Below are 10,980 nucleotides of genomic sequence, written 5' to 3' on the forward strand. Positions count from 1 at the left end.
AGCCCCGACAATATTTGATGTGGCCAAGATCCCGGGACCGCTGCGCGGTCCTTTCGCGACGCAACGCCGCTCCCACATGGGCCTTACAAGTCCTGATCCCACTCCGGTTCGTCCTTGAACCGCTGCACCAGAAAATCCAGCATGCTGCGCAAGGTCGCCGGCATGTGCTTGCGTGAGGTGTACACCGCATTCAGGTTCAGCTCGCGTGGCCTGGCTTCGGGCAGCAGGCGCACCAGTTCACCCCGGCGCAGGGCCTCCGCGGCCTGGTAGGTCGGCAGCATGGCGATACCTGCGCCGGCCAGCGCCGCCTTCTGCAGTGTCATCGCCTCGTTGGCACTGATGTTCCCCGCCACCGGCACGGCGACTTGCTGGCCGGCCACCTCGAAATGCCACAGGCTGTGGCCGAAGTAGGCATGGGTCAGGCAGTTGTGCCGGCTCAATTCCTCGACCCGTTGCGGCGTGCCGTGCTCGCGCAGGTAGGCCGGTGCCGCACACACTGCCGAGCGGCACACGCTGAGGCGCCGGGCGATCAGGTTGGGGTCCAGGTCATTGCTGGTGCGGATGGCCAGGTCGATGCGCTCGTCCACCAGGTTGACCGTGCGATCGAGCATCTGCAGTTCCACCTTCACCCCGGGGTAGCGCCGGACGTAGGCGGCCACTGCATCCACCAGCTGGGCCTGGCCGAACGAGGTGCTGACGCTGATGCGCAGTGCGCCCTTGGGCGCGTCATCCGGCTGCTGCACCGCGGCCTGCAGGTCGCCGGCCAGTTCCAGCAGTTGCCGGCAGCGGGGCAGGGTTTCCTGGCCGGCGGCGGTGAGGCTGAGCTTGCGTGTGGTGCGCTGCATCAGCCGTGCGCCAACCCAGTCTTCCAGCTCTGCCAGGTAGCGCGATACCACCGGCCGCGACAGTTGCAGATGATCCGCCGCCGCCGACTGGCTGCCCAGGTCGACGACGGTGACGAATACGCGCATGGCGTTGAGACGGTCCATGATTTGCCCGGTTTCAGAAACAAACTATGTTCGAGCATCGCATTTTTTGTCACGGATTGGGCAACTAAGCTGTTGGGCATTGTTCATCTGACGGGCGTTTGCGATGTCTCTTTTCACTCCTCTGCGTGGCCTGCTGCTGGCCTGTGTGACCCTGGCCGGCCCGGCGCTGGCTGCCGACCCCTTGCGGCTGGAGGTTTACAACCCCGGGCATGAGGCGATCTTCCCGGTCAGTTCGGTGATCGTCAGCGGCGAGCACGACGCCATCCTCGTCGATGCCCAGTTCGGCAAGGCCCAGGCCGAGCAGCTGGTGCAGCGCCTGCGGGCAGGCGGCAAGCAGCTGACCAGCATCTACATCAGCCATGGCGACCCGGACTACTACTTCGGCCTGGATACCCTGACCCAGGCCTTCCCCGAGGCCAAGGTGCTGGCGTCGGCCGCCACGGTTGCCCATATCCGCCAGACCATGGATGCCAAGCTGGCCTACTGGGGCCCGCAGATGGGCGCGGACAAGCCGGCGCGGCTGGTGCTGCCGCAAGTGCTCGAAGGCAACCGCCTGACGCTGGAAGGGCAGGCCCTCGAAGTGGTCGGCCTGGACGGCCCGCAACCTGACCGCAGTTTTGTGTGGATCCCGTCGATCAAGGCGGTGGTCGGTGGCGTGGTGGTGTCGGAGAACATTCATGTGTGGATGGCCGACACGCAAACGGCCAAGTCCCACGCCGACTGGCTTGGCACCCTGGCGCACATCGAAGCGCTGGCGCCGCGCACGGTCATCCCCGGGCATTACCTGGGGGACAGCAGCCGATCGCTGCAGGCCGTGCGTTTCACGGCGAACTACATTCGTGATTTCGATGCCGAGACCGCCAAGGCGAAAGACGCCGGCGCGTTGATCGCGGCGATGAAGCAACGTTACCCGGGGCTGGCCGATGAAAGCTCGCTGGAGCTGGGGGCCAAGGTCGCCAAGGGCGAGATGAAGTGGTAATTCCGTTCAACTGATGGAGAGTATCCCATGAGCAAGATTGCAATCATCGGTGCCACTGGCCGCGCTGGCAGCCAGTTGCTGGAAGAGGCCCTGCGCCGTGGCCACAGTGTGCTGGCCATCGCCCGCGACCCGTCCCGGTTGCAGGGGCGGGACAGGGTGACGGTCAAGGCGCTGGATGCCAAGGACAGCGCGGCCCTGCAAGCGGCGGTCGCGGGTGTGGATGCGGTGCTGAGTGCGGCGCATTTCTCGACCATCGAGCCACACGCCATCATCGAACCGGTCAAGCGGGCCGGGGTCAGGCGCCTGCTGGTGGTGGGTGGGGCCGGCAGCCTGTTGCTGCCGTCTGGGCATCGGGTGATCGACAGCCCGGACTTCCCCGAGGCATACAAGGCCGAGGCCACTGCCGGGGTGCGTTTTCTGGAAGCGTTGCAACGGGAGCCGAACCTGGACTGGACCTTCCTGTCGCCGTCGGCGGAGTTCGTTGAAGGTGAGCGCAGCGGGCATTACAAGCTGGGCAAGGATCATCTGTTGATCGGCGCGGATGGCAAGAGCTGGATCACCTTTGCCGATTACGCGATTGCCATGCTCGAGGAACTGGAAAAGCCGCAACATTCGCGGCAGCGGTTCACGGTCGGGTATTGAGTCGCCTGCTTCGCGGGCACGCCCGCTCCCACAGGTGAAGCACAGGTCTTGGAATCTGTGCTGTACCTGTGGGAGCGGGCGTGCCCGCGAAGAGGCCCTCACTGGCTGGCCTGGTGTTCCAGCCAATCCAGCAACTCCACAAGCCCCGCCGGCAAGCTCTTGGCCTGGCTCACCAGGTAATACCCCTTGCCGGTCATCACCTTCAGCGCAAACGGCATGCACAACCGCCCCCCGCGCAAGTCATCGCCGATCAGCGACCAGTCGCCGATGGCCACGCCGGTCCCCTGCGAGGCCATGGCCATCGCCATGTCCAGCGTCTCGAAATGCTGCTTCGGCCCTGAAGTGCCCAGCGTCACCCCGGCTGCCTGCAGCCATAACCGCCAGTCATGCTCATCCCGCGACGGGTGCAGTAGCATGTGTTGCGCCAGGTCTTCGACCTGCTGCAACGGTACCGGCCCTTGGCGCAATGACGGCGCGCACACCGGCGTCAGCTGCTCATCGAACAGCTTGCGCACGCGCAGCCCATGGTTCGGCGCCTCACCATAGACCACCGCCGCATCGAAACCCTCGCGGCGAAAGTCCACCCCATGTTGCACCGTGGTGGTCAGCTCTACAGGCACATCCGGGCGTAGCGCCTGCCATTCCATCAGGCGTGGCAGCAGCCAGCGCATCACGCAGGTCGGTGCCTTGAGCTGCAAGGTAGTGCTGCGCCCACCCACCTCGCGCACCCCTTGTTCGATCAGCGCGAACACCTGCTGCACCCTTGGCAGCCAGTCCTGGCCTTCACGGGTCAGGCTCAGCCCACGGGCCTGGCGCTGGAACAAGGTATAACCCAGATGCTCTTCGAGGGCCGCGATCTGTCGGCTGACGGCGCCCTGGGTGATATGCAACTGCTGCCCGGCACGGGTGAAATTGCAGTGCTGGGCGGTTACCAGGAAGGTATGCAGGGCGGGCAGGGGCGGGAGGCGTTTCATTGTGCTGAGCCATGATTGCAGGACATGGCTAGTATGTGTTTTTTTGCATTGTGGCGATAGCCGTGGCTGGGTCCAATAAGGGCATAACCCAACCAAGATTCATGGTGAAACCCGATGGCAACCTGCGGCGAAGTACTGGTAAAACTCCTTGAAGGCTATGGCGTTGACCATGTCTTCGGCATTCCTGGTGTACATACCGTGGAGCTCTACCGCGGCCTGGCGGGCTCGTCCATCCGCCATGTCACCCCGCGCCACGAGCAGGGTGCCGGGTTCATGGCCGACGGCTATGCGCGGACCCGCGGCAAGCCCGGGGTGTGCTTCATCATCACCGGCCCGGGCATGACCAACATCACCACCGCCATGGGCCAGGCCTATGCCGACTCGATCCCGATGCTGGTGATTTCCAGCGTGCAGGCCCGCGACCAGCTGGGCGGTGGCCGCGGCAAGCTGCACGAGTTGCCCAACCAGGCAGCGCTGGTGTCGGGTGTGGCGGCGTTTTCCCACACCCTGATGAGTGCCGATGACCTGCCGCAGGTGCTGGCCCGGGCATTCGCCGTATTCGAAGGCGCCCGGCCGCGCCCGGTGCATATCGAGATCCCGCTCGACGTGCTGGTCGAACCGGCCGACCACCTGCTGCCGGGGCGCGTGGTGCGCAGCAGCCGGGCGGGGGCAGCGCCGCAGGCCGTGGCGCAGATGGCCGAGCGCCTGGCCAATGCACGGCGACCATTGATCCTGGCCGGGGGCGGCGCATTGGCCGCGGGCGCTGCGCTGGCGCGCCTGGCCGAACACCTGCAGGCGCCGGTGGCGCTGACCATCAATGCCAAGGGGCTGCTGCCGGCCAGCCACCCGCTGCAGATTGGCTCGACCCAGTCACTGCCAGCCACGCGGGCGCTGGTGGCCGAGGCCGATGTGGTGCTGGCGATCGGCACCGAACTGGCCGAAACCGACTATGACGTCACCTTCAAAGGTGGTTTCGAGATCCCGGGCAGCCTGTTGCGCATCGACATCGACCCGGACCAGACCGTGCGCAATTACCTGCCGGAGCTGTCGCTGGTCGCCGATGCCGAACTGGCCGCCGAGGCGCTGCTTGGCGCCTTGCAGGCATTGCCGCAACCCGTGAGTGAAAGTACGTGGGGGGCCGCCCGGGTGGCCAAGCTGCGCCAGGCACTGGCGGCGGGTTGGGACCAGCCGACCCTGAGCCAGACGCGCTTGCTGAACGCAATTCTCGAGCGCCTGCCCAATGCCATTCTGGTGGGCGATTCGACCCAACCGGTGTACACCGGCAACCTGACCCTGGACATGGACCAGCCACGCCGTTGGTTCAATGCCTCGACCGGCTACGGCACCTTGGGTTATGCATTGCCGGCGGCCATGGGCGCCTGGCTGGGCAGCGCGGAGCAGGTCGGTGAGCGTGCGCCTGCGGTGTGCCTGATTGGTGATGGCGGTTTGCAGTTCACCTTGCCGGAGCTGGCCAGCGCGGTGGAAGCGCAGGTGCCGCTGATCGTGCTGCTGTGGAACAACCAGGGGTACGAGGAAATCAAGAAGTACATGGTCAACCGGGCCATCGAGCCGGTCGGGGTGGATATCCATACGCCGGACTTCATCGGTGTGGCGCGGGCCCTGGGCGCGGCGGCGGAGCAGGTGGCAGATGTGGCGCAGTTGCAGGTGGCGTTGGGGCAGGCAGTGGAGCGCAAGGGGCCGACCTTGATCCAGGTTGACCAGAATCAGTGGCAGGGGGCTGTGTTGGGTTGAAGTGAAGCTATTGTCTGTACCGGCCCTTTCGCGGGCTTGCCCGCTCCCACAGGATTTTGCACAGGCTCTGAACGCTGTGCTGTACCTGTGGGAGCGGGCAAGCCCGCGAAGAGGCCGGCACTGCCAGTCAAAACTTCAGACAGCAGTCGCCCGCAACCTGGCCACATCACGAATCGGCGGCGCGCCATACAACCGGCTGTATTCACGGCTGAACTGTGACGGGCTTTCATACCCCACCCGGTAGGCAGCCACCGCTGCCTCGAGCCCGTCATTCAGCATCAAGCGCCGCGCCTCCTGCAGGCGCAGTTGCTTCTGATACTGCAACGGGCTCATCGACGTCACGGCCTTGAACCGGTGGTGCAAGGTCGAGGTGCTGAGGTTGACCTCCCGCGCCAGGTCCTCGATGCGCAAAGGCAGCTGGTAGTTCTGGTTGAGCCAGGTGATGGCCTGGCAAACCCGGTGGGTCTGGCTGTTGGCCAAGGCGATTTCGTACAACCGATAGCCCTGCGGCCCGCGCAGCAGGCGGTACAGAATCTCCCGACGGAACAGCGGCGCGAGCATCGCGATGTCGCGAGGGGTGTCCAGCAGGCGTATCAGCCGCAGCAAGGCGTCGAGCAACGCGGCATCGGTTCTTTCCACATACAAGCCACGACCGGAAGGCCGGTTGGGCACCAGCATCGGCCCGCTTTCGGCGATCAGCTGGCTGATTTCGGCCGGGTCCAGGTCCATGCGCAGGCCAAGGCTCGGGTGCTCGGGGCTGGCGTCGAGCTTTACGCCGCTAAGCGGCAAGGTTACCGAGACCACCATGTAGTGCAGCGGGTCGTAGGCGTACTGCTCGTCACCCAGGAACAGGCTTTTGCTGCCCTGGGCGAGGATGCACAGCGCGGGTTGCGCGAGGGTCGGTACCGAGCGCACGTTTTCGGTGTAGCGCACCAGGTACAGGTCATCGATGGCCGATGCCGCGCCGTGGGGCTCCCCGGCGTGGCGGCGGATCAGCTCGGCGAGCTCCTGGCGTTGCAGTTCCAGGCTCGGGTCGATGGACGTGGCGGTGGTCATGATGGCTTTCCTCTGCTGACCGACGCAGCATAGGTTTGGGCAATGGCGGGCGCTAGTCAAAAGCTGCACGCCGATTGCCTGATCCTGCCGCGCTGCAGGATCAGGCAATCGGTGAGCAGTATTGGCCTAACGCGTCGCGCGGGTGAGGCCCTAACCTTGGCAGCCTGGCTTTTCCGTCCGCCTGCTTCAAGGAGATTGTGCAATGACCCCGACACAACCGGTCACCCACCTTGCTTTCATCCGTGCCAGCAGCGGGCGCTCGGCGGAGCTGGGCGCGCGCCTGCGTGACCTGCTCGAGCCCTCGTTGCGGGCACCGGGCTGCCTGAGTTTCACGGTGCAGCGTTCGCAGGCTGATGCCGATTTATGGTTGCTCAGTGGCAGCTGGCAAGACCAGCAGGCGATGACTGGTTACTTTGCTTCGCCGACGCTGGAAGTGTTTGGTGAGTTGGTGCAGGAACAGGTGGTCAGCAGCCTGGATCTGCATACCTTTGATTGAGGTATTGCCTGTTCTGGCCTCATCGCCGGCAAGCCAGCTCCCACAGGGTCATCACAGGTCTTGAGGGCGGTGCAGTACCTGTGGGAGCTGGCTTGCCGGCGATAGGGACGGTACAGATGAATAGGGTAAGATGCTGCCCTTGATCAACCAGGTAGATAGCAACATGGCACGTAGGGAATTCCCGCATTTCGAAGCGGTTTCGGCGATGGTCCCGGTGGAAGGTGGCGGCTACAACGCGGCCATCGCGGTCAAGGCCCTGGGCATGGGCGGCGCGCCGCGCTTTCACAAGATTCTCGACGGCCAGGTGTTCAAGGGCGCCGTGGCCGCTGACGAAGCGGCCACCGCCGAGCTGCAACGCCTGCAGGGCGTCAGCGAAGAGGGTGAGCTGATCTGGTGATCAGGCCGGCGGGCGGGCCATCTTGAACAGGTTGCCCAGCTCGAAATAGTCTGCCGGGCCACCGCCACGCAGGATCGGCTCGGCGGCAGCGGTATCGTAGATACCGTTCTTCAACAGGTGCTCGGCAATGTGCACCGCCACCACTTCACCCAGGATCAGCCAGCTGGGCACCAGTTCCTGGTCGGCCCGCTTGAGCTGGACTATCTGGCTGACCTTGCACTCGAAGGCCACCGGGGTTTCGCCGACACGCGGCACGTTGACGATGCTCGACGGCTTGGCGGTGAGGCCGCTCAATTCAAATTCGTTTATCTCGGCGGCAACCGGTGCGCAGCTCTGGTTCATCTGCTCGGCCAACGGGCGGGTTGCCAGGTTCCAGACGAATTCGCCGGTCTGCTCGATGTTGTTCAGGCTGTCTTTGCGCCCGACGCTGCAGAAACCGATGATCGGCGGGATGTAGTTGAAGGCATTGAAGAAGCTGTAGGGCGCCAGGTTCAGGCGGCCTTCGCGGTCCTGTGAGGAGATCCAGCCGATAGGGCGGGGGCCGACGATGGCGTTGAACGGGTCGTGGGGCAGGCCGTGGCCTTTGGCGGGTTCGTAGTAATACATCTGTGCTGGGCTTGCTGGCCCTACCTCCTGGTGGACAAGGCGCCTAGTGTGCCAAGCCTGTGCCCGCCTGCAAATGATCAAGCCCGGCCGAAGCCGGGCTGGGTGCTCGCATCAGGGATCAGCTGATGCGGTGGGCGTTGGTGCGATCGAAGCCATCTTCGGCGAAACGTTGGCCACCGGTGCGGTCGAAGCCGTCTTCGGCGAAGCGCTGGCCACCGGTGCGGTCGAAGCCGTCTTCGGCGAAACGCTGGCCGCCAGTGCGGTCGAAGCCATCTTCAGCGTAGGCAGCGGATTGGCTCTGGGTCGCTGCGAAGGTGTGGGCGTTGGTGCGGTTGAAGCCATCTTCGGCGAAGGCGCCAGCAGCGAAAACCGAGAGGGCCAGGGTGAGGATCAGTTTGTTTTTCATGGTCGTTGCTCCAGGGGTTCTTGAGGTTGTTTTGTTTCTATGGGTTTAATCCTACGCCGATTAACTTGATTAAAAAGCGCAAATAATAGCGCTTAAAAATCGAATAATTAGATATGTGTTGGCGCGCATCTTGGGGCTCTGGCAGCGGTTCTGGCTCAGAATGTGTCCGCCGATGCGCCGACGTTCTGCCAGCCATTGCAGCTTGAGGGGATGGAATTAATGGGGCGTTAAGGATGAAAAATCTGTCATTGAAGGCTGCTCAACGCATTTTTCATACATCACCAACCGATTTTTCAAATGCTGCTCAGCACCATCGCCGCACCTCAAACCGGAGCGGCACAACAATGAACAAACTTCCGCAAATCACCTTGGCCTTCTGGGTCATGAAGATCTGCGCTACCACCCTTGGCGAAACGGCGGGTGATTTGCTGTCGATGACCCTGAACATCGGCTATGCCCTCAGCTCGCTGCTGCTGATCAGCGTGTTCCTGCTGACCTTGCTCGGCCAGCTGTACTCGCGCCGCTACCACCCGATGCTGTACTGGCTGGTGATCCTTTCCACCAGCACTGCCGGCACCACCATGTCCGACTTCATGGACCGCACCCTGGGCCTGGGCTACGCCGCGGGTTCGGCCATCCTCATCGGCATCCTGCTGCTGACCTTCCTGGTATGGCGCCTGAGCGGCAACCCGCTGGATGTCACCCGCATCAAGAACCGCACGGGCGAATTGTTCTACTGGGTGGCGATCCTGTTTTCCAACACCCTCGGCACGGCGCTGGGCGATTACCTGGCAGATGACTCGGGGCTCGGTTTTGCCGGTGGTGCACTCTTGATCGGCAGTGCCATCGCCTTGGTAGTGGTGGCCCGCTACTGGACACGCATTCCTGGCGTGGTGTTGTTCTGGGTTGCGTTCGTGCTTACCCGCCCGTTCGGCGCCACATTGGGCGACTTCCTCACCAAGCCCCACGAGAAGGGTGGCCTGGACTTCGGCACGGTCGGCTCTTCGGCAGTGCTGGGCGGGGTGTTGCTGGTACTGGTGCTGATGGCCACCTGGTACCAGCGCCGTGAGCCGCGTCAGGCGTTGGAGATGTCCTGAGCCTGCTTTCCGATACCAGTGAGCCGATTAACTGGGCTATTCGGCTCACATGGTGAGCCGAATAGGATTTCTAATCGGCTCAGAAGGCTTCGGAGGTATGGCTTGATGTTTGCGCTGTTGCTCGTCCGCGCGGTGCGTCTCGCATGCGCTGGAGCCCTCAAACCGTACACCTGGATTGCAATGACGCATTCGCATGTATGAAAAAAGGCGCCCCGAAAACGGGGCGCCCTTCTTCATTACCGCAAGCTCACACTCACTCAGTGGTAATCCGCGAGTGCTGCTTGGTGTCCTTCATGGTCGCGTAAACCAGCAGCGAGCAGGCGATGCAGGCGGTGACGTACCAGTAGAAGCCACTCTCCATGCCGGCGCTCTTGAACCACAGGGCCACGTACTCGGCGGTGCCGCCGAAGATCGACACGGTCAGGGCATACGGCAGGCCCACGCCCAGGGCGCGGATTTCGGTGGGGAACAGCTCGGCTTTGACCACGGCGTTGATCGAGGTGTAGCCGCTGACGATGATCAGCGCCGCCATGATCAGGAAGAACGCGCCCCACCAGGTCTGGATGGTGTGCAGGGTGCTGAGGATCGGTACGGTGAACAGAGTGCCGAGTACACCGAAGGCGATCAGGATCGGGCGTCGACCGATCTTGTCGGACAGGCCGCCGATCACCGGCTGCAGGCACATGAACAGGAACAGCGTCGCGGCCGAGATGGTGGTCGAGTCGCTGATGCTCATACCCACGGTGTTGACCAGGTACTTCTGCATGTAGGTGGTGTAGGTGTAGAAGGCCAGGGTGCCGCCCATGGTCAGGCCGACCACGGTCATCAGCTCCTTGGGGTGGCGCAGCAGGGTGCGCATCAGGCTTTCCTTGGCCTTTTCCTTCTTGGTGAAGGAGGCGGTTTCTTCCATGCCGCGACGCAGGTACAGGGCCACCACGGCGCACAGCGCACCGATCACGAACGGTACGCGCCAGCCCCAGGCATACAGCTGCTCGGTGGTCAGGGTCTGTTGCAGGACGATCAGTACCGCCAGGGCGATCAGCTGGCCGGAGATCAGGGTCACGTACTGGAAGCTGGAGAAGAAGCCACGGCGATCCTTGCTGGCCATTTCGCTGAGGTAGGTGGCCGAGGTGCCGTATTCACCACCCACCGACAAGCCCTGCAGCAGGCGTGCGATGACCAGCAGGATTGGCGCGGCGACGCCGATGGTTTCGTAGCCCGGGGTCAGGGCGATGACCAGCGAGCCGGCGCACATCAGCAGCACCGAGGCCATCAATGCGGCCTTGCGGCCTTTGCGGTCGGCGTACAGGCCCATCAGCCAGCCACCGATCGGGCGCATGAGGAAGCCCACGGCGAAGATCGCGGCGGTATTGAGCAATTGTGCGGTGGAATCGCCGGCCGGGAAGAAGGCCTTGGCGAAGTACAGCGAGAATGCGGCGTAGACGTACCAGTCGTACCATTCGACCATGTTGCCGATGGACCCGCTGAAGATCGACTTCAGGCGGCTGGCGGTGGTTTTTTCTGTGGCAGGCGCGGTGGCCGCCCCGGCTGGCAGGGAGGTGGCATTATCCATCAGGGATACCTTC

The 10,980-nt window shown here is 63.7% G+C and carries 12 protein-coding genes; 6 read left to right on the plus strand and 6 right to left on the minus strand.

Translation table 11 applies throughout. From position 1 onward, the window contains the following. Window positions 1-83: 83 nt before the first annotated feature. Window positions 84-989 carry a LysR family transcriptional regulator gene (locus CAG22_RS22775; RefSeq protein WP_025340479.1) on the minus strand — a complete coding sequence of 302 codons (906 nt, stop codon included), beginning with the start codon at window positions 987-989 and terminating at the stop codon, window positions 84-86. A 103-nt stretch (window positions 990-1,092) separates the two neighbouring features. Here CAG22_RS22775 and CAG22_RS22780 point away from each other — a divergent pair, with 103 nt between their 5' ends. After that, window positions 1,093-1,968, plus strand: a complete 876-nt coding sequence (locus CAG22_RS22780; RefSeq protein ID WP_085706238.1) for an MBL fold metallo-hydrolase — start codon at window positions 1,093-1,095, stop codon at window positions 1,966-1,968. 27 nt (window positions 1,969-1,995) lie between these two features. Beyond that, complete coding sequence (locus tag CAG22_RS22785) at window positions 1,996-2,610, plus strand: NAD(P)-dependent oxidoreductase (protein WP_085706239.1); 615 nt, start codon at window positions 1,996-1,998, stop codon at window positions 2,608-2,610. Window positions 2,611-2,708: 98 nt separating this feature from the next. Here the strand turns inward: CAG22_RS22785 and CAG22_RS22790 are convergent, their stop codons facing one another. Next, window positions 2,709-3,584, minus strand: coding sequence for a LysR substrate-binding domain-containing protein (locus CAG22_RS22790; RefSeq protein ID WP_085706240.1), 876 nt, complete (start codon window positions 3,582-3,584; stop codon window positions 2,709-2,711). 114 nt (window positions 3,585-3,698) lie between these two features. On the opposite strand from CAG22_RS22790, the gene CAG22_RS22795 reads away from it, so the two are divergent. Beyond that, window positions 3,699-5,336: a 5-guanidino-2-oxopentanoate decarboxylase gene (locus CAG22_RS22795; protein WP_085706241.1), complete on the plus strand. Its 1,638-nt coding sequence runs from the start codon at window positions 3,699-3,701 to the stop codon at window positions 5,334-5,336. Window positions 5,337-5,471: 135 nt separating this feature from the next. On the opposite strand, the gene CAG22_RS22800 is transcribed toward CAG22_RS22795, so the two are convergent. After that, window positions 5,472-6,392 (minus strand): AraC family transcriptional regulator, encoded by a 921-nt coding sequence (locus tag CAG22_RS22800; RefSeq protein WP_085706242.1) that lies wholly within the window; start codon window positions 6,390-6,392, stop codon window positions 5,472-5,474. 202 nt (window positions 6,393-6,594) lie between these two features. Here CAG22_RS22800 and CAG22_RS22805 point away from each other — a divergent pair, with 202 nt between their 5' ends. Then, the gene (locus CAG22_RS22805) at window positions 6,595-6,888 is read left to right on the plus strand and encodes a putative quinol monooxygenase (RefSeq protein WP_075046210.1); all 294 of its coding nucleotides are present in this window, start codon (window positions 6,595-6,597) and stop codon (window positions 6,886-6,888) included. Between the two features lie 130 nt (window positions 6,889-7,018). Then, entirely contained in the window at window positions 7,019-7,285 is a 267-nt protein-coding gene (locus CAG22_RS22810) for a hypothetical protein (protein WP_015271637.1), read from the plus strand. On the opposite strand, the gene CAG22_RS22815 is transcribed toward CAG22_RS22810, so the two are convergent. Both CAG22_RS22815 and CAG22_RS22820 read right to left on the minus strand, forming a co-directional pair. Next, window positions 7,286-7,891, minus strand: coding sequence for a flavin reductase family protein (locus CAG22_RS22815; RefSeq protein ID WP_085614260.1), 606 nt, complete (start codon window positions 7,889-7,891; stop codon window positions 7,286-7,288). It abuts the gene before it with no gap. A 118-nt stretch (window positions 7,892-8,009) separates the two neighbouring features. Further along, complete coding sequence (locus CAG22_RS22820; protein ID WP_085706243.1) at window positions 8,010-8,297, minus strand: hypothetical protein; 288 nt, start codon at window positions 8,295-8,297, stop codon at window positions 8,010-8,012. Window positions 8,298-8,641: 344 nt separating this feature from the next. Between CAG22_RS22820 and CAG22_RS22825 the strand changes: the two genes are divergently transcribed. After that, window positions 8,642-9,394, plus strand: a complete 753-nt coding sequence (locus tag CAG22_RS22825) for a membrane protein (protein ID WP_025340470.1) — start codon at window positions 8,642-8,644, stop codon at window positions 9,392-9,394. Window positions 9,395-9,647: 253 nt separating this feature from the next. On the opposite strand, the gene CAG22_RS22830 is transcribed toward CAG22_RS22825, so the two are convergent. Then, complete coding sequence (locus CAG22_RS22830; protein WP_075046206.1) at window positions 9,648-10,967, minus strand: MFS transporter; 1,320 nt, start codon at window positions 10,965-10,967, stop codon at window positions 9,648-9,650. Window positions 10,968-10,980: the final 13 nt, after the last annotated feature.

It is taken from the genome of Pseudomonas sp. B8(2017), from assembly GCF_002113575.1.
Lineage (GTDB): Bacteria > Pseudomonadota > Gammaproteobacteria > Pseudomonadales > Pseudomonadaceae > Aquipseudomonas > Aquipseudomonas putida_Z.